We start from the raw sequence: 19,618 nt of genomic DNA on the forward strand, positions 1-19,618 counted from the left end.
TTTCCCGTAAATACGTTATATGTTACTTACATGATTTCAATAAACGTGATAATTAATATAACTGGCATGTTTAAAGGGGCATTTTGTGTTTTCATCATTAACGTTAAGAATTAAAATAATTTTATTCGCAGCAGCATTTTTCCTGTCGTTGCTACTTGTTGCTATATTGGGCTTACAATCACTTAGACATGCAAGTGAGGTAGACAACATTGCGCGTATTAACCAGCTAATGAAAACCACGGTTAATATTGTCGAGCAGTTTGAGCAATATACGTTAAGTGGTGAACTATCAGAAGCACAAGCCAAACATCTTGCCATTGAGATGCTTCGTAGCAATAAATACCACGATTCTGAATACGTCTATGTGGTTGACGATAGGTTAAATTTCGTGGCTACACCCCATGATCCTCAACTTCATGGCACCAGCTTTAATGACTTCAAAGATGCCAAAGGACAAAGTATCGGGAGAATGGTAGAGCGCTTGGTCGGCAGAAAAACCAATCAAATAATTACTTATCACTGGGACTCGGTACGCGATGGTGAAACAGTCGACTTGACGTCTGTGGTACAAAAAACAGCTAAATTTGGCTGGTATATTGGCACCGGAATTAGTTACAAAGAGGTCGATGAGCGATACTGGGAAACCGCTCAGTGGCTATTATCTTTATCTTTGATTATCGCCGTTGTACTCACATTTGCGCTCAGCAAATTTGGTATTGGGCTTTCCAATAAGCTAGGGGGAGAGATCAATGATGTACTGACCATTGTGAATCAAGTTTCCAGGGGCAATCTAACTTCTCCTATTAATACCTCTGAAGCACACCCTGATAGCATGATGTCAGCAATGGATTACATGCAAAAAGGCCTCCGAGATGTAGTCGGTGGTATTGTCACTGTGAGTGACTCTTTAAAAGTGCAAAGTTTTGACGGTGAAAAACGCTCTGATGAGTTAGAGCATTTAACGCAAAGCTTAAGCGATGAAACACAAATGGTCGCATCGGCAATTACAGAGCTTACTGCATCCGCTCATACTGTGGTAGAACATGCAGAACAAGCCGCAACATCTGTACAAGAAGCTGAGAACCAAGGTCAAAATGCAGACAGATTAACCTCAAATGCGGCTGAAGCAATCGAGGTATTAGAACAACAAATTGATAGTGCAGGAAATAACATTCAAATACTTGATGAAGAAGTAAATAACATCGCAAACGTTTTGAGTGTGATACAAAGTATTGCTGAACAAACCAATTTATTGGCTCTGAATGCTGCAATTGAAGCTGCGCGAGCGGGCGAACAAGGACGAGGTTTTGCGGTTGTTGCTGATGAAGTTAGGCAGCTGGCACAACGCACTCAAACAAGTACCGAAGAAATTCACACTATGATAGGTAAACTTCAATCAGCCACACAAGATGCAAAATCATCTGTATCTCTAAGTATAACTACCAGTGAAAAAACCGTAACCATGTCAAAAGAAGCGAGTGAAGAGCTACGCAGAGTCGCCAGTTCTTTGGGCGCAATCTCTCAAATGAGTCACCAAATTGCATTGGCGGCTAAAGAACAACTTGATGCGGGTGAAGATACTGCTAGACGAGTAGTAACCATTTCAGATACTGCATCACAGACCGCAAATGTATCGCAGCAAGCACACTTGGCAACGGATAGTATTAAAGAACTAACAGCGACTTTAGAGCGTGAAATGGATAAATTCAATGCTTAGTTTGACTATTAAAAACATAGTAATCAAAAACTTAATACGGAAAAGTTAGCATAATTTGATGTTTAATTCTTTTTTCGTAAAAATTAATTAATTCATTTCTTTTTTTGTTTAATTAGTGTTAAATTCTTAATTGTAACTAAAGATAATTGTAACGAACCATATCGTTTCAATTTTTATGGTTACAGTTAACCCCAAAAGTACAGACATAAATTGAAATACGGATAATATATCTATTTAATATAAATACTTTGCAGAAGGAATATCAAAATGAAAGCACTATCATTAGAAGCGTGTAAAAAAGTCTGCGGTGCAAATATTTGGGCCCCAGAAAAACCAGCAATTTCAGTCAAACCAAATAGTCCTATCGAAAAACAGAAACGTAGTTAGCCTAGATGAAATCGGAAAAAAGCTTATATCGGTTGCTATTGATTTACGCTGTATCAATAGTAACTTTGTTTATTTTAAAAGACGACCCAGCTGTTTTCACTTACTCACTGTTTGCATTAGGTGTATTGGCTTTTTTTTTAGCGCTTAGAATTGGTGATGTGAACATTGTAACAGTCATTATCTTAGTAGCTCTATCTCCCTTAGCTGAGTTTATTATTTTTGGCTTTGGTTTGGTCGATCTGAGATCTTCAAGTGGAGATCGATTGATTCAAAATAGCATTATTTTTGGCATTCACCTTGTTATTGATGTTGTTGTATTAATTCCTATGACATACAGAGTTGAGATATCTAAAAAACTATTTCCCATTGAAAAAATTAAATACAATATCGCTGACAGTTTGCTACCCTGGGTACAGCTGATCGGAATATTCGTCAGTGTTTTCGCTCTTGTAGAAAATTACTTACGAAATGCTAAAGGTTATGATATCGCTTTATTCTTTTATTCTTTTTCGATATCTGGCTACATTGTATACTCATTTTCTGCTATTTTAATAACCATATTATTAGTAATGTCTTACAAAAACCACTATGGCTTTAAAACTCCGACTCTACTTTCACGGCCATCCAAATAATTGTATTTAAAGGGCTATAAGCCCTTTAATTCACACTTAACTATTTAATTTCAACCCTTTGCGAGCGCATAACGATCTCATCATTCAGCTCAATACCGATACCTGGCTCTTCTGATACTTTGAAGATACCATTTTCAGGTTGAGGATCTTGAATACATAGCTCACGGTTCCACTTTTTAATCGCGTAGGTATGATGTTCGTGAATAAGGAAGTTTGGAATAGCTGTTTCTAAATGCAATGACGCCGCGGTTGCAACTGGTCCACCACAAACATGCGCTTGTACGCGTACATCAAAAATATCTGCATAATCACACACTTTCTTAGTTTCAGTGAAACCACCACACAAGCCCACATCTGGCTGTAATACATCAATGCTTTGATCTTCAAAGTAAGGACGAACACCCCAACGATTATACAGGCGCTCACCACCCGCAATGGGCACAGCAACTTTATCTGCAACTTTCGCATGTAACGAATGGTTTAAGTAATTCACAGGCTCTTCATAGAACATGCAATCAAACTCTTGTGCAATTTCTCCGATTTGAATCGCTGAAGTCGCGCCAGGTAAACTGTGGCATTCAAAGATAATGTCTACTTCATCACCCACCGCTTCACGAATCGCTTGCATACGCGCGCGATACAATTTCATTTCTTGGCGAGAGATCAGCTTAGTACGATCATAATAGGTGTTACCCGCCTTATCATACATAATTGGATCGACCTTAACCGCATCATACCCTTGTGCAATGGCTTTTAAAGCAGCTTCTGCGTATTCTTGTGGCTGCACAAGCGCTTTAAATTCATCATCCCAATCAAATTGTAATTGTGATGCATAAGTACGTAGCTCTGGATTTACTTTACCACCAAGTAACTGATACACAGGCAGCTTAAGCGCTTTACCCTTGATGTCCCATAAGGCAATATCAATTGCGCTCATCGCGGCATAAACCACTGGCCCACCACCAAGTCCCCAAAAGCTCTCTCTTAGCATACGAGACCAAAGCAGCTCCGTCTGGAATGGGTCATGCCCTATCAGAAATGCTTCTGCCATTTCTTTAATCATACTAGCAGCAGCACTATGACCTAAATCATACGCTAAGCCAGCTTCTCCCACCCCTGAAATACCTTCGTCAGTATGAATTCGAATAAAAACAGGGGTCCAAGCTGGTCGTTCTGGACAGTGAATATCAAATACTTCGACGCGATTAACTTTCATGTAAACTCCTATTGAGCAAAACCAGGATCAAGACGATACGCCTTTCTCAACATGGCTGGCCAGGCTAACTGCCCACCTGTACTGCCGCTGTGTACCACGCTTGCTTGTTTATAAATATTATCAATGATGGGTTTTGGAACTTGAACAGCTTTTTGTCCTGTTGCCTGAATGGCGACCTGAATTTCACACGCTCGCTGTAAATCGTAAAAACGCATAAATGCATCACCTACCGTAGGCCCAACAGTTAAGCCTCCGTGATTGACCAAAAGCATATGATTCGTAACTCCCAAATCATCTTGTAACCGCTTTCGCTCATCATCATTAACAGCCAACCCCTCGTAACCATGGTATGAAAGTGAAGGTAATGAAAACATAGAATGCTGACTTAAAGGAAGTAACCCACACTCACTACTAGCAACGGCAATGGTTTCTTTGGTATGTAAATGAATGACACAATGTGCATCCTCACGTACCTCATGAATGGCACTATGAATTGTAAATCCAGCAGGGTTTATTTCAAATGGCGTGTCGTCGATAATATTACCAGTCAAGTCTACTTTGACAAGGTTGGACGCAGTAACTTCGTCAAAGCTTAGACCAAAAGCATTCACAAGATAATAGTCTGTGCCGGGCAATCTAGCGGACATATGGGTATAAATTAAATCTCCCCAACGCATGTGTTCTACCAAACGGTAACATGCAGCTAAATCAACTCTCAGTAGCCATTCTTGCTCACTAACCTTGTCTTTTAAATCAAGTTTTGGCAGCTCTAGCATATACTTTCCTTTTAACTTGGTAACATACCCATCAATATAGATGTTTAGAAGTCTAAATCACTCAGCTCGTTTGTTCAATGAAAAATAAAAACCACCGACTAGCGGTGGTTTTTCACTAAGCAAAATAGAGTATTATTTTACTTTAGATAAATACTCTGCAATCGCGTCAATCTCAGCATCAGATACGTTCGCTACCATGGCTTTCATTGCCATCGACATACCATTATTTCGTTTACCTGACTTAATATCTTTCATCTGCGCAGCTAAATACTCTTTGTTCTGACCATTTAATTTCGGATACATTGCCATTATAGGCGCTTTACCTTCAGCACCATGGCATGTTTGGCACATTTTAGCTGTATAAAGCGCTGCGCCATCTGCAGCGCTCACCGCAGTGGTACCCATCGTGGAAAGCGCCAACCCGACTCCCATTATTACTTGTTTTATCTTGCTCATAACTTTACTCTTTTTTAAATAAACGGATAAATCTTTTATAGTGTAGACCAATTACTTTCACTACACATACGCACTTACTCGCTTCAAAGATCGCAATGAGTACTCCCCTAGCAACGATAATTGGCCTAGATAAAAACACTGTAACCAACCATAGTGAGTGGCAATTTTACGTTTTACCAAACTAAATCGTCTGGGATCTCATAATCTGCATATGGGTCGTTTTCATCTGGCCCCTGGCTGTCATCTTCAACATGGAATACGATGTATTTCTCATCCACCTCTGCAACCTTTCTTGCTGGTTCATCTTGAAGAACAAAAAACTGACCTTCTAGAACACAAATAGCTAAACGCCCCTTAGATAATGCATTCTTAGTTGGTTCGTCTACATCCAATTCTTTTACTTTATTGTTGTAAGTAAAATTGAAAGTCAACTCCCCACGGATCTCATCTTGATTGTGGTGCTCAAGAATTTGTTTAACTCGAGCAACTTGCTCTCGCTCTTTGAGCTCAGTTTTTTTCGCTTGATTCTGCTCTTCAGCTTTTTTCTGCTGCTCTAACTTCGTTTGCGCTATGTGCTTTTGTAAATCACTCGGATCGCTCGTAGCGCCTTTTTTCTTTTTCTTCTGCGCTTTACGCTTTTCAGATTTAGCCACTTTGGCTTTATGTTCCGACGTTAATCCGGCTTTCAAAAGCTGGTCTTGTAATGAACCCATAATGCAGTGCTCCATGAAAATATAATGCGCTATATTTTAACCTAGTTGATTTTTTTCACCAGATAGAAAACACACATTTCTGTGGCTTATTTACTAGAAAAGGCACAAACAGTAATTTAGCAAGTCCATCAGCAGGTACCATGATTTAGCGCAAGTTATTTGTATCTATCAAATTTAAAGTTATGATGACGAGTGAATTTAATAAAAAATATCACCCACTTGTTCAATACTGACACTTGAGTTATTCCATGCCATTAATGCTATTACTTAGCTGCTCTCTTTTTACATTTTTTGTATTGTATGCACCGCAGCCTTTGTTAATGGTATTGGCAACGCAATACCAAGTAAGCCCTGCCAGCAGTGGCAGCTTGATGTCTGCGACCATGCTGCCACTTGCAATCGCACCAATTTGTTATGGCATTTTATTTGCGCGGTTTAACCCGCTAAGGATTTTAAAGTATGCCATGTTCTTACTTGCATTCACCTGCATCGTCTTTGTCCATGTGCCCAACTTTGAATTGCTGCTCGCCACACGTTTTATACAAGGTTTGATCTTACCCGCCGCGTTGACAGCCATGACAACTTACATCGGCTTACAGTACCAAGGGCTAAATTTACATAGGAATATGACGCGATATATCGCAAGCTCAATTATGGGAGGGTACTTAGGCCGGGTACTGGCAGCAAATTTCGCCGCTTTTTTTACTTGGCAAAGCTTTTACTATTTAATTGCTGTAATGCTTGTGATTTTAGCATCTGCTATAAATATTCAACCAAGCAAACAAAGCTCTGCCAAGCAGACTTTGCCCAGACCACTGAAAGACTATATTAGCTCATTGAAAGAAAAACAGTTGCTCAGACTTTACTGCGCGGTGTTTTGCATGTTCTTTTGCTTTTCAGCCTTACTCAATTATTTACCCCTGATTTTACAACAAAACTTTAATATCACTGATAGCAAAATAATAGGCTGGATTTATACAAGCTATTTGATTGGCGCAATACTGTCGCTCTCAACAGCCTGCCTTAACCGATTTATTAATAACCGATGGGTATTTTTAAGCTTAGTATTTGCGGCATATGCCATAAGTATCGCGCTATTATCAATCGCTAATTTAAGCCTCTTTGTTGTTATGTTTACACTTTTTTGTGCCTGTATGTTTATGATCCACTCAACAGCAGCGCCATTAGTAAATCAATTAAGCAAAGCACCGACTTCTATAACCAATGGAGCATATGTCTCATTTTATTACAGTGGTGGCGCACTGGGCGCTTACCTACCAGGGCTTATTATGCAGAACCATGGCTACAGCGCCTTTATTATCAGTTTATTGCTCGTAAGCTTAGTGGGTCTGGTTTTAGTAGCGAAGAATTACAAACACGGGATGTCAACTATGCGTGGGTAATGTCCTGTTTGTCGCCAAAAAGTGTAGAGATCATGCTGCTGTAACACCCAGGTTTTATCATTTTCAAACGGATGGCATTGCCATTCTAGCTCATTTAATAAGCCACTATCTAGCCACAGTTCAACCGCTTTATTATCATCATTCATTAACGCAAGTGCAGACACACAACCGGGTTTGACCCCTAAATATTTATCTAACCGTTCCGTAGAAGCTAATCCTAAACGAGATAGTTTTTGCTGTGTAGATAAGGCTTTTAAATCAACCTTCAAATCAGCACGGGTCAAACACAAAATGTGCTTCTTTCCTCTATTATCGCGTAAAAACAAGTTTTTGATCTGGACACCACTGCGTTTGAGTCCAATTTTTTGTGCATCTGTACAAGTAGGTAAAGGTGGATGTTCGTAACTTTTAAAGCTGATATTGAGCGTGTCTAATACCGTTTTGAGCTGAAGCTGTTCAGGTGTCATGAGCACTCACCTCTGAGCTGAACACTTCTTTGCCGCCAAAATACTTGGCTTACTTGATATCCTTTCGGACAATACCCTCTTTCTTTCAGGTTTGCTTCTAAAAGCGTGACGGCTTCTTCTTCCAAAGCCAGTTTTAATTCAGCAGAGTCTTCAACTCGTTCATATTCAGAGAAACGCTTAAGCTCACTGCGTGTCATTGCTTTACGGCCATCGACTTTCATCATTGGTGTAGGGGCAACCGTCACTATAAAGGCAAAGAGATCAGCCCCTAGCTCCGATTTTTTTGTATGAAGAACCTGTTTTTCGATTTCATAGCTTGGTTTGGGTGTACTACTACACCCCAAAATTAATAATACGCTAGGGAAAATAACGGCTAGGCTTTTTATCAAAATATTCTACCCTCTTAAACTTTATAGCCAGTCTAACAAAGGCAGCAGTAAAATTGTTAATTTTTTAATATTGAAAAAACTTGACTCAAGAGAGAAAAAACTATAAATTTCTGCTCGTCTTTGACGGAATGTGGGGCTATAGCTCAGCTGGGAGAGCGCCTGCCTTGCACGCAGGAGGTCAGCAGTTCGATCCTGCTTAGCTCCACCACTTTCCGTATCTTATTTTGAAATTTCAAGATTCTATTTATACTACTCTTTAGTTATTTATATACCCTTGAGTCTATGTACCTCACATAGCTATATCCAACTTTAAATCATAAACGCCGCCTTCGTTTTAAACATGGTGTTAGTTTGAACTGTAAACAATACCAATAGCATCATTGAAATTCGATTAGCCTATTATTGCTTTAAATCATGAGAACTTCACCACCAATCATGTCAACGCGCATTCTTTAAATTTTAATCCATCGTAGTTATCGAATTCTTAAGAATTAACCCTAGTCACAATTAAAGTTAGACACCGTTGAAATGCAATATATTTACGGTAATTTTCACGGTAAAGCATCAATAAACAGTCTATTGTTAAAGTGAGATCGTAGTTCGAAAACTCAATATCAACGTGTTTTCTCTCAACTTAACTATGCGACAATTACAAGCAAGTTGGACTTCAACTTTGCTGATACTAAAGTCAGCCGGAGACGCTATGTCAGCTATTTACATTGCTGGAATTGCTTTATTTTCTGTTTTTGCACAATGGCTTGCATGGGTTTTTAAAGTGCCAGCGATCCTATTCTTACTGTTAGTTGGGCTTCTTTTAGGCCCTATTTCAGGCCAGCTAAGCCCAGATGATTTATTAGGGGACTTACTGTTCCCTATCGTTTCTCTTTCTGTTGCGGTGATCCTATTTGAAGGCTCGTTGACGTTACACTTTAGAGAGCTCAAGGGGATTGGAAAAATTGTCCGCAACCTATGCTCCATAGGGATGCTTGCAACTTTCGTCATTATTGCTCTCAGTGGCTATTTTATACTGAATTTAGACTGGCGGGTCGCAGCTGTGTTAGGTGCTGTGCTTGTCGTTACAGGGCCCACCGTCATTGCCCCAATGCTCAATGCGATGCGCCCGACACAAGACATTGACCGTGTATTACGCTGGGAAGGTATTGTTATAGATCCAATCGGAGCGCTATTTGCTGTACTGGTGTTTGAAGCGGTTAGTTTTGTTGGCCAAGGCGAAGTTTTAAGTCACACCTTAATAGCACTTTTTACCACCTTAGGTGTTGGAATGAGTGTCGGTATTATTTGCGGCTGGTTAACCAGCTTATTGATCAGAAAAGAGTGGCTTCCATACGAACTGCACAAGTTTGGGATCCTTGCCTTGGTGCTTTTTAGCTTCTCTTTATCCAACTTCTTAAGTCACGAATCAGGATTATTGGCTGTTACTGTATTTGGTATTTGGTTGGGTAATCAGGATGATTTAGAAATAGACTCAGTGCTTGAATTTAAGGAAGATCTTTCCATGATCCTCATCTCAAGCTTATTTATTTTACTTGCTGCTCGTCTGCAAATCAGCGATTTGATGTTACTCGATATCAATATTTTTATCTTCCTTGCCATCGTACTCTTTGTCGCAAGGCCTATCTGTATTGCCATCTCAACATTTAATAGCGACTTGCCATTTAAATCTCGATTACTACTCTCATGGATAGCACCTAGAGGCATCGTCGCAGCAGCTGTCGGGTCAGTTTTCGCACTTAGCATGTTTGAGTCAGGTATCGCTGACGCTAACAAAATTGTGCCTCTGATATTTACCGTGATAATTGTCACCGTCGTGCTGCAAAGCTTAACTGCCACTCCGCTTGCTAAATTACTGGGGGTGCGCCAGCCAAGTCCTAATACTTTACTCATTATTGGGGCTAACCATGTCGCACGAGCGATAGCATGTGGTTTGAAAGACCAGAATATTGACGTTCACTTATCAGATCCAGCTTGGGAGAACTGTAAAATGGCACGCATGGATGGATTACCCTGCTATTACGGTAACCCTCAATCTGAGCACGCAGAACGTTACTTACCTCTCACACAATTAAAATCGGTCATTGCACTTTCCCCTAATCGTCACCACAACGCCTTGGGTGTGCAGTATTTCTCGCATTTATTAAACGAGCAAAGTGTGTTTTCACTGCGTTCTTCAACCAACCATGCGAAAGCAAACAAGGATAGTGCAACCTTTTTGTCACGACAGATATTATTTGGTGAGCAAGGTAACTACGCACGTTTAAGTAGTTTAATTGCAAAAGGAGGTAAAGTAAGTGCTACCCGTTTGTCGGAAGAATTTACATGGCAACAGTATCTAGACATAAATAAAGAAGCGATCCCATTGTTTATTATCTCTGAGCGCAATAAGGAAGATGATCCTTTACTCATTCGGCCATTTATTATTGATATGCAGAAAGCGCCAGCAGAAGGAGAGAAAATTGTCGCTTTACAACCGCCAAAAATGACCGTGCTCAAGGACACAGCATTTAGTAAAGAAGCACCCGAGCAAGCGCAGATAGAAAGTTAGCAACATAGAGGCTGGCTATAAAGTACGATGTAGCCCACTTTTTACCAGCCTACATAGGCAAACGAGCCCGACGTATAACACTTGGTGGCATGCGCTCCGCGAGCTTACTTAAAGCACGTTCTATTTGTTGATGCTGTTGTTTATCCGCAACGGCAGAGTGGAACAACCATCGATACGCGTCTTCATAATCTCTCGGGCTACCATGGCCATTATTAAATAAACCAACTAAACGTAGCTGTGCGCTTAAGTTACCTTGAGCTGCAGCCTCGCGTAAATAGGTTATCGCCATTGCTTTATCTGCTTGAACAAGCTGCCCTACATCATAATATCGACCTAGTTGTTCAAGGGCCGATGCTAACCCCTGCTCAGCAGCACTGCGCATATAATAAAGCCCTAATTCGACGTCACGCTCCACGCAAACTGCATACGCTAACATATCACCATATAAAAATTGATAAGACGGTAACGCCATTGTCTCCGCTCTGGCTTCAATATCTTGAACCAGCTGACATTCATCAGCTTTCACACGCTCTAAATGCGTGTTCTGTTTTATAAGCTCTATTAACTCAGCCTGAGTATACAAGGGAACAGCCTCTATGGGCTCCTGTGCGGCAGATATTTGCCAACAGAGCAGAAAACCCACACTACACCACTTCTTCAACATAAGTACCTTGACGTCAATAACACACCTGAATATTTATACAAAGACTATACCAACAATCAAATTTTAGGCATAAAAAAAGCTGCAATTGCAGCTTTTTTTTATTTGGTTGAGTTTACTCGCCAAATGGGTTGCGTAAAACCATCGTTTCTACGCGATCTGGGCCAGTTGAAATAATATCAATTGGCACACCAGTAATTTCTTCTAAACGCTTAACATAGTTAACAGCTGCTTCTGGAAGCTGTTCAACTGACGTTGCACCGAATGTATTCTCAGTCCAACCAGGCATTTCTTCATAAACTGGCGTTACTTTTTCGTAACCTTCAGCGGCTAATGGAGTGATATTTGTTACCGTTCCATCTTCTAACTGATAACCAGTACAGATTTTAATTGTTTCTAAGCCATCCAATACATCAAGCTTAGTTAAACAAAAGCCTGTGATACTATTGATTTGAATTGCACGACGCATCGCAACCGCATCAAACCAACCAGTACGACGTAAACGACCTGTCGTAGCACCAAACTCATGGCCTTTGTCACCTAAGTGCTTGCCTACAGGGTCTTGCTTATCCAAACCATCGTATAGTTCTGTTGGGAAAGGACCTGAACCAACACGAGTCGTATACGCTTTAACAATACCAAGTACGTAATCTAAGTTTAACGGACCAAAACCAGCACCCGTCGCAACACCACCTGCTGTGGTATTTGAAGACGTTACATATGGGTATGTACCATGGTCGATATCAAGTAACGTACCTTGTGCACCTTCAAATAAGATGTGTTCACCTGCAGCACGCTTTTGATCAAGTAGTTCTGTAACATCAACAACCATTGATTTCAGAATATCAGCAACAGCCATTGCATCATCATACGTCTTTTGGAAGTCTACTGCGTCAACTTTGTAGTAATTAACAAGTGCGAAGTTATGGTATTCAAGTACTTCTTTAAGCTTAGTTGCAAATTGCTCAGGGTTGAATAAGTCACCAACGCGTAATCCGCGACGTGCAACTTTATCTTCGTATGCAGGGCCGATACCACGACCAGTTGTACCAATTGCTTTCTCGCCGCGAGCAAGCTCACGTGCTTGGTCTAAAGCAACATGGTAAGGCAAAATAAGAGGACAAGCTTCACTGATCAACAAACGCTCACGTACTGGTACGCCACGTTCTTCTAACATGCCAATTTCTCTCATTAGCGCATCAGGCGCTAAAACCACACCGTTACCGATCACGCACTGCACGTTTTCACGTAACACACCTGAAGGGATCAAATGTAGAACGGTTTTTTCACCGTTAATTACCAATGTATGGCCTGCGTTATGGCCTCCTTGATAACGTACAACAAGAGAAGCCTTATCTGTAAGTAAGTCAACAACCTTACCTTTACCTTCGTCACCCCATTGGGTGCCTAATACAACGACGTTTTTACCCATTGCAAAATCACTTAGAAAAAATTAGGCGCAGATTTTACCAGAAAACCATGGTCAAGATCACCTTGTTTAGATTATTTTTTCCTCGTTCAATTTTTAAATCTCAAAAGTCATTGAATTAAAAACAAAAAAAGCTCTGAAATATCAGAGCTTTTTTATAGAGGTCTGCATGCACTACTGTGCGTTTGCCCCTTTCATGTAATTGAAGAAATCACTTTTAGGCGAAAGCACCATTACATCATTTTTGTCTTTAAAAGTATTTTTGTACGCTTCTAGCGAACGAACAAAACTAAAGAACTCAGGATCTTTGTTATACGCATCTGCATAAATCTTTGCAGCTGTTGCATCACCTTCACCTCGAACACCACGCGCATTACGTTCAGCATCAGCCAACATAACCGTCACTCGGCGGTCTACTTCAGCTCGGATCGTCTCAGCCTTCTCTTGACCTTCAGAACGGTGCTCTTTCGCCACAGCGGTACGCTCAGCGCGCATACGTTGGTAAATTGAGTTACTTACTTCGTTCGGTAAGTTAATTTGCTTAACACGAACATCCAATACTTCAATACCTAGCTCTTGTGCACTTTCTGATGCTTGAACCAGCGCTTCAGCCATTAACTCGCTTCGCTCACCTGATACAATTTCACGAATAGTACGCGAACCAAAGTTTGTTCTCAGTCCATTGTTCACTTTTTGTTTTAGTAGTGTTTCAGCGTATGCTTTATCACCACGTGCACGTAAGTAAAATGAACTAAAGTCATTAACACGCCACTTTACAAAAGAATCAACAATCAAATCTTTCTTTTCACTGGTTACAAATCTATCAGGTGCGCCATCAAGTGTTTGAATACGCGCATCTAAACGACGAACTTGACTGAAAAATGGAATTTTCAGATGCAAGCCAGGTCCATAAACTACAGCGTCATCATTGCTATCTTTTTGTACTTTACTAAAAAGTAAAACAATCGCACGTTGACCTTCTGTTACCACAAACACCGATGAAAAAGACATCACGACCGCGGCTAGTAGTAGTACAACACTAAAGTTTTTCATTGCCATTACCTCCCGCTGTTAAATCTGTCTTGTGTATAGCGATCATTACTGCTATTCACTGTGCTATTACGTGATTGACCCAGCGTCTTACGAAGCTGGTTAATATCGTTTTGGTTCGGTAAAGTCATCGGTGTGCCACCTGAAGACTGGTTCATGATTTTATCAAGCGGTAAGTACATCATGTTATTTGAACCTTCAACGTCCACCAACACCTTAGTACTACGCCCTAATACCTCTTCCATTGCATCTATGTATAAACGCTGACGCGTTACTTCTTTCGCTGCAATATATTCTGGTAATAGTTTCTCAAATCGTGCCACCTCACCCTGAGCTTCCAATGTAATACGCTCTCGGTAACCTTCGGCTTCTTGAGTCATTCGGGTTACTCGACCACGTGCACTCGGCTCAATCTCACGCGCATATGCTTCAGCTTCACGAATAAAACGCTCTTCATCTTCTTGTGCGGCAATGGCATCATCAAACGCATCTTTTACTTCTGATGGTGGGCGCGAATCTTTAAAGTTCACATCGGTTACCAAAATACCGAGATTATAAGGTTCAATAATTTTGTTGAGTTCATCCCATGTACGCTGACGAACTAACTCACGACCTGTTGTTAATACTTGGTCCATGCGTGAGTGACCCACTACATATCGTAAAGCATTATCAAGAGATTGCTGCAAACTGTGATCCGCATCCGTCACACTAAACTTATATAGTGTTGGATCCATAACACGGTATTGCACCTCAAATTCGACGCTTACCACATTTTCATCTTCAGTGAGCATAAAGCCTGATGCTGATAACGAACGAACGGCTTCGATATTAATCGGAATAACACGCTCAATAAACGTCATTTTCCAACGTAAACCTGGCTCAGCAATACGGTCAAATTTACCGAATTGTAATACGATGCCACGCTCAGCTTCCTTAACGGTATAAATACCACTTAAAGCCCAAACAACAGCAGCGATAAGCAATACAAATGTAATGCCAGCACCACCGATGCCACCATTCCCCCCGCCGCCGGATTTACCGCCGAACAAACCACCAAACTTGTTACTGAACTTACGGAATACTTCATCTAGATCAGGTGGGCCTTGATCTCGTCCACCACGGTTTTTATTTTTCCATGGGTCGTTATCATTGCCATTATTACCCGGTTCATTCCAGGCCATAGCTATACTCCATTGTAATTAAAATGAATTAAGATAAATCTAACAAATATAGAACGCATCTCATACAAAAATGCGTGCAAAACTGTAATTTATTGTGAAAATTTTATTTTATGATAAAACTTTCTATCTCTGAGCCTTGCTCTTTTTTAAGTTTTTCCCAATCAACGTGAGGCACTCTTACGTCAATCAACCAATTGCCCTGCTCGTCATAACTTTCTTGCTGAACAGCACTGAGATTAAACAATGCCCCTCGTAGACGTCCAAAACTTGGCGGAATACATAGACTCTCTGAGAATATCTTTTTCGCCAGTAATTCAGAAATCGCATCACTGAGTAATTCTACACCCGCTCCGCTATGCGCGGATAACCACACACGAATAGGCATACCTTCGTCATTACGATCAATGCGAGGCCTAACCTCATCAAGCAAATCGATTTTGTTATACACCAATAACTGAGGAATATCATCTGCTTCAATTTCCGTTAGAACCGATTGTACCTCTTCTATATTCTCTTTTCTTCTGCTATCCGCCGCATCAATCACATGAATTTGTAAATCGGCTTCACGCGTTTCAGTCAAGGTTGCTTTAAAAGCTGCCACTAGGTCATGGGGTAAATGGCGAATAAACCCTACCGTATCAGCTAAAATCACCGGACCAATATCGTCTATGTGCAACTTTCTTAAGGTCGGATCAAGCGTTGCAAATAATTGGTCTGCTGCATATACATCAGCATCTGTAATATGATTAAAAAGAGTCGACTTTCCGGCGTTGGTATACCCGACTAGCGATACAGTGGGTACTTCGTTCCGTGTTCTGGCCCGTCGACCTTGCTCTCGCACCAGCGCGACTTTATCTAACCGCTTGCGAATACTTTTTATACGCTCACGTAGTAAACGACGGTCAGTTTCCAGCTGTGTTTCACCAGGTCCTCGTAACCCAATACCGCCTTTTTGTCGCTCTAAGTGGGTCCAACCTCTGATCAAGCGGGTAGACACATGACGTAGTTGAGCAAGCTCAACTTGTAATTTACCTTCGTGCGTTCTAGCACGTTGGGCGAATATATCTAAAATCAGCGTCGTTCTATCTAATACTCGACACTGGCAAATACGTTCTAAATTGCGTTCTTGCGAAGGGCTGAGTTGGTGATTAAATATGATGACATCTGCATTGTGGATTTTGACAGTTTCAGCGATTTCTTCTGCTTTACCCGTGCCGACGAATAATTTAGCATGTGGTGATTGACGGCTGCCTTGCACAACCGCCAAACTACTAACACCAGCAGAAGATACCAACATTTCCAGTTCATGAAGATCTTCACGATCTCCTTCATTTGGAAACTCGATATGGACTAAAACTGCCTGTTCGCCGGCTTCATAACGGTCAAACAAGCATTACGCTCCTAGTTTTTATTGATAGCTACCTTCATCGCTTTGCTCAGCAACATCATTGCCTTGCGCACTTTGAAAATTCACCGCGCGCGCAGGCACAACAGTAGAAATAGCGTGCTTATAAACCATTTGGTTTACTGTGTTTTCAAGCAAAATTACAAACTGGTCAAACGATTGAATTTTACCCTGTAATTTAATGCCGTTAACTAAAAAAATTGAAACAGGAATGCGCTCACGACGTAAGACATTCAAAAATGGGTCTTGTAACGATTGGCCTTTTGCCATTTTCTTTTCCTTCGTTCTAGGTGTTATTATAATTTCGCTGTCATCAAATCGGAACAGATTGATTTAACAACTACTATTAGCTTAGCGAAGTTAGTACGCGTTGCAAGTTTTCTTGATCATCAGTCTCTAACCAATTCACATCCGGCCAGCTCCTTAACCAAGTAAGCTGACGCTTCGCAAGTTGTCTGGTTGCCGCAATCCCTTTGAATACCATTTCGTCATGATCGCAGTTTCCCGCTAAATGTTCCCACATTTGTCGATACCCTACACACCGTATCGACGGTAAATCTGGATGTAAGTCTCCACGCTGATATAAGGTCGAAACTTCATTTTTAAACCCCTGATCTAACATTATATTAAATCTTTTTTCAATACGATCATGTAATACTTTACGATCAGTGGGAGCAATCGCAAATTGATGAAATTGATAAGGGAGTTGAGGCTGTTTCTGCTTTTGCAAAACAGTCATAGTTTCACCCGTCAAACGATATACTTCAAGAGCTCGATTAATACGCTGAGAGTCATTTTCACTGATTTTTGCTGCAGCATCTGGGTCAACCGCTGCCAGTTGCTTATGCAAACCAGCCCAACCAATTTGTTGTGCTTGCGCTTCTAACTCTTGACGTATTATAGCATCAGCTTCAGGTAAAGGAGATAGCCCTTCAATTAAACCTTTAAAATACATCATCGTGCCTCCCACCAAAATAGGCACTTTTCCTTGCTGGTGTAACTGATCAATTTTTTCAATCGCATCACGGCGAAAATCAGCCACCGAGTAGGTTTCAAGCGGATCTAACATATCAATTAGATGATGTGGTGCGAGTGATAACTCCTCTGCATCAGGTTTGGCTGTGCCTATGTTCATGCCTTTATATACCAAAGCAGAATCAACGCTGATCACTTGTGTATCTAAATGTTGGCATAACTCAATGGCCAATGCCGTTTTTCCTGCGGCAGTGGGGCCCATTAAGGTTATAACGGGTAAATTATTCACTCTCAGACTCTTGCTGTAATAACTTCAAAAATATACTGCTTTCTATTTTAACTGCTTTTTCCTGAATGCGCGCCAAACATTCGGTATTTTTTTCTACTGCCGGCTGAATTTTTGCAAAATGCTCCGATTCAAAATAACGTTTAGGTGTATGGCCATTGAGCCACTCTAGCCAATGTTCTAATGAATCTGGATTTGCACTGCACCCCGCCAACAGGGCTGTCATAAATGTTGCGACATCAATACTGTACAAGCTCATTGGCATCTTTTTTATCATTGCGTATTGCTCAAACAATGAAATTTCAAAACCCAATAAAGTTAACCACGAACGTTGGTCATGCAACAGTGCTAAGTCTGCTTTCTCTAAATTAACTCTAACGGGTAATAGCAATGCTTTACCCAGTAAGGCAGCATCCTGCTCTATAACTTTTTGCCAGTAAGTGGTTAGAGCATGTTCAAAGTGTGAAATATACATATCACCATCACGCTTAATTAACACAGCACCATTCGGAATACTCAACCAAGAGACTTGCTGAACTGAGTTGACCGCAGGCTCTGCCACCTCAACAACATTATCAAAATGGCTGGCTTGTTGATGAGACAGCCCCTGATAAAGCTGATTTGCATTATATTTACGAGAATTGTGCGGCTGTGCAGAGTGAGCGCCAAAACCCGACTCTCCGCTGTTTGCGCTGACGCCTCGGCCACCATTGGCACCATAGCCACCTTCAGAGCGTTGCGAGCTTGTATTACTTCCTTGTGGATCATAACTTCCAACAAGATCCGTATAGTCGGGATTCGTTTCATTAATGCTTTGTAGCGAGCTGCGGTACGTCTGATGCTGTTCATCTTGTTGCTGGGGCATTTGCATAGCACGAGACTCATCACCGATTCCAACCGTTTCATCTTCTAAAGGTGCGATCAGGTCCGCGGGTAATACAACTTGCTTAATAGCGTGTACAATAAAATCATGCACTAACCGTGCTTGATGAAAACGCACTTCATGTTTAGCGGGATGCACATTCACGTCAACCTGGCGCGGATCTATTTCTACATACACAACAAACCCCGGTAAAGCTTGCTCTCCTGCAGCTTCTTCAAAAGCTTGCCTGATCGCATGCAGCACCAATTTATCGCGCATCATTCGCCCATTAACATAGCTGTATTGTGTGCTATTGGTATTGCCAACGGGTAACACCCATCCATAAAGCTTTAGGCCATCTGTCCCTGATTCAATAAAAGACGCTAATTGCTCAAACTCCTTTCCTGCAACTTGTGCAACACGTTTTACACCCTGTGATGACTCACGAGCACGGTATTGACGCACTACTTTTTTGTTGTGTGTCAAAGTTAATGCAATATCGAAGCGACTTAGCGCAATACGCTTTAATAGCTCATCAATATGACTGAATTCTGTTTTCTCTGTACGTAAAAATTTACGACGTGCCGGCGTATTAAAAAACAGATCTTTTACTTCAATCGTCGTGCCATCAGGATGCGCTGTCGGCTGGACTTGAACTGCCATATCTCGCCCTTCAGCAAAAGCCTGCCATGCAGTTTCTTGCGCTGCGGGCTTTGAGCTGAGTGTTAAACGCGAAACAGAGCTAATAGAGGCTAATGCTTCTCCTCTAAATCCCAATGACGAAATGCATTCTAGGTCATCTAGGCTTTTTAACTTACTCGTTGCGTGACGAGATAACGCTAGGGTCAACTCATCTTTAGCAATCCCTTTACCATTATCGCGAATACGTATGAGCTTATGACCGCCTCGCTCGATATCAATGTGGATCTTGGTTGCACCGGCATCAATGCTGTTTTCCACCAGCTCTTTGACAACCGAGGCTGGACGCTCTACCACTTCACCGGCTGCTATTTGGTTAGCTAACCGTGCAGGTAATATCTCAATACTCAT

General features: G+C 41.2%; 18 protein-coding genes and 1 tRNA gene. 5 read left to right on the forward strand and 14 right to left on the reverse strand.

From position 1 onward, the window contains the following. Positions 1 to 85 precede the first annotated feature (85 nt). Together PCIT_RS09300 and PCIT_RS09305 are read left to right on the forward strand one after the other, a co-directional pair. On the forward strand, positions 86 to 1,717 hold the full coding sequence (locus tag PCIT_RS09300; RefSeq protein WP_010362809.1) for a methyl-accepting chemotaxis protein: 1,632 nt from the start codon (positions 86 to 88) through the stop codon (positions 1,715 to 1,717). Between the two features lie 392 nt (positions 1,718 to 2,109). After that, a complete protein-coding gene (locus PCIT_RS09305; protein WP_010362808.1) occupies positions 2,110 to 2,736 on the forward strand; it encodes a hypothetical protein in 627 nt (208 codons plus the stop codon). Positions 2,737 to 2,776: 40 nt separating this feature from the next. Here PCIT_RS09305 and PCIT_RS09310 read toward each other — a convergent pair whose 3' ends face one another. The 4 genes from PCIT_RS09310 to PCIT_RS09325 all read right to left on the reverse strand — a co-directional run bounded on the left by PCIT_RS09310 (position 2,777) and on the right by PCIT_RS09325 (position 5,897). After that, positions 2,777 to 3,952 carry a mandelate racemase/muconate lactonizing enzyme family protein gene (locus PCIT_RS09310; protein WP_010362807.1) on the reverse strand — a complete coding sequence of 392 codons (1,176 nt, stop codon included), beginning with the start codon at positions 3,950 to 3,952 and terminating at the stop codon, positions 2,777 to 2,779. 8 nt (positions 3,953 to 3,960) lie between these two features. Continuing rightward, positions 3,961 to 4,728 (reverse strand): class II aldolase/adducin family protein, encoded by a 768-nt coding sequence (locus tag PCIT_RS09315; protein ID WP_010362806.1) that lies wholly within the window; start codon positions 4,726 to 4,728, stop codon positions 3,961 to 3,963. A 132-nt stretch (positions 4,729 to 4,860) separates the two neighbouring features. Beyond that, positions 4,861 to 5,184 carry a c-type cytochrome gene (locus PCIT_RS09320; RefSeq protein ID WP_021032184.1) on the reverse strand — a complete coding sequence of 108 codons (324 nt, stop codon included), beginning with the start codon at positions 5,182 to 5,184 and terminating at the stop codon, positions 4,861 to 4,863. Between the two features lie 173 nt (positions 5,185 to 5,357). After that, a complete protein-coding gene (locus tag PCIT_RS09325) occupies positions 5,358 to 5,897 on the reverse strand; it encodes a DUF2058 domain-containing protein (protein WP_010362804.1) in 540 nt (179 codons plus the stop codon). Between the two features lie 248 nt (positions 5,898 to 6,145). On the opposite strand from PCIT_RS09325, the gene PCIT_RS09330 reads away from it, so the two are divergent. After that, positions 6,146 to 7,300, forward strand: a complete 1,155-nt coding sequence (locus tag PCIT_RS09330; protein ID WP_010362803.1) for an MFS transporter — start codon at positions 6,146 to 6,148, stop codon at positions 7,298 to 7,300. Here the strand turns inward: PCIT_RS09330 and PCIT_RS09335 are convergent. Together PCIT_RS09335 and PCIT_RS09340 are read right to left on the reverse strand one after the other, a co-directional pair. Next, positions 7,267 to 7,767, reverse strand: a complete 501-nt coding sequence (locus PCIT_RS09335) for a prolyl-tRNA synthetase associated domain-containing protein (protein WP_010362802.1) — start codon at positions 7,765 to 7,767, stop codon at positions 7,267 to 7,269. The genes PCIT_RS09330 and PCIT_RS09335 overlap by 34 nt on opposite strands. Continuing rightward, positions 7,764 to 8,156, reverse strand: coding sequence for a hypothetical protein (locus tag PCIT_RS09340; RefSeq protein WP_010362801.1), 393 nt, complete (start codon positions 8,154 to 8,156; stop codon positions 7,764 to 7,766). The genes PCIT_RS09335 and PCIT_RS09340 overlap by 4 nt, the downstream gene beginning before the upstream one ends. Positions 8,157 to 8,288: 132 nt before the next feature. Between PCIT_RS09340 and PCIT_RS09345 the strand changes: the two genes are divergently transcribed. Together PCIT_RS09345 and PCIT_RS09350 are read left to right on the forward strand one after the other, a co-directional pair. Continuing rightward, positions 8,289 to 8,364 (forward strand) — tRNA-Ala (locus tag PCIT_RS09345). A gap of 495 nt (positions 8,365 to 8,859) precedes the next feature. Then, the gene (locus PCIT_RS09350; RefSeq protein WP_010362800.1) at positions 8,860 to 10,719 is read left to right on the forward strand and encodes a cation:proton antiporter; all 1,860 of its coding nucleotides are present in this window, start codon (positions 8,860 to 8,862) and stop codon (positions 10,717 to 10,719) included. Positions 10,720 to 10,768: 49 nt separating this feature from the next. Here the strand turns inward: PCIT_RS09350 and PCIT_RS09355 are convergent, their stop codons facing one another. The 8 genes from PCIT_RS09355 to mutL all read right to left on the reverse strand — a co-directional run bounded on the left by PCIT_RS09355 (position 10,769) and on the right by mutL (position 19,618). Next, entirely contained in the window at positions 10,769 to 11,383 is a 615-nt protein-coding gene (locus PCIT_RS09355) for a tetratricopeptide repeat protein (RefSeq protein WP_052023283.1), read from the reverse strand. Between the two features lie 112 nt (positions 11,384 to 11,495). Continuing rightward, on the reverse strand, positions 11,496 to 12,812 hold the full coding sequence (locus PCIT_RS09360; RefSeq protein WP_010362798.1) for an adenylosuccinate synthase: 1,317 nt from the start codon (positions 12,810 to 12,812) through the stop codon (positions 11,496 to 11,498). Positions 12,813 to 12,983: 171 nt separating this feature from the next. After that, complete coding sequence (gene hflC / locus PCIT_RS09365) at positions 12,984 to 13,862, reverse strand: protease modulator HflC (RefSeq protein ID WP_010362797.1); 879 nt, start codon at positions 13,860 to 13,862, stop codon at positions 12,984 to 12,986. A gap of 5 nt (positions 13,863 to 13,867) precedes the next feature. After that, on the reverse strand, positions 13,868 to 15,040 hold the full coding sequence (hflK, locus tag PCIT_RS09370) for an FtsH protease activity modulator HflK (protein ID WP_010362796.1): 1,173 nt from the start codon (positions 15,038 to 15,040) through the stop codon (positions 13,868 to 13,870). 103 nt (positions 15,041 to 15,143) lie between these two features. Further along, complete coding sequence (gene hflX / locus PCIT_RS09375; protein WP_010362795.1) at positions 15,144 to 16,430, reverse strand: ribosome rescue GTPase HflX; 1,287 nt, start codon at positions 16,428 to 16,430, stop codon at positions 15,144 to 15,146. 18 nt (positions 16,431 to 16,448) lie between these two features. Further along, positions 16,449 to 16,715, reverse strand: a complete 267-nt coding sequence (gene hfq / locus PCIT_RS09380; RefSeq protein WP_010362794.1) for an RNA chaperone Hfq — start codon at positions 16,713 to 16,715, stop codon at positions 16,449 to 16,451. Between the two features lie 76 nt (positions 16,716 to 16,791). Then, entirely contained in the window at positions 16,792 to 17,709 is a 918-nt protein-coding gene (gene miaA / locus PCIT_RS09385; RefSeq protein WP_010362792.1) for a tRNA (adenosine(37)-N6)-dimethylallyltransferase MiaA, read from the reverse strand. Then, complete coding sequence (mutL, locus tag PCIT_RS09390) at positions 17,702 to 19,618, reverse strand: DNA mismatch repair endonuclease MutL (protein WP_010362791.1); 1,917 nt, start codon at positions 19,616 to 19,618, stop codon at positions 17,702 to 17,704. The genes miaA and mutL overlap by 8 nt, the downstream gene beginning before the upstream one ends.

It is taken from the genome of Pseudoalteromonas citrea, assembly GCF_000238375.3.
Lineage (GTDB): Bacteria > Pseudomonadota > Gammaproteobacteria > Enterobacterales > Alteromonadaceae > Pseudoalteromonas > Pseudoalteromonas citrea.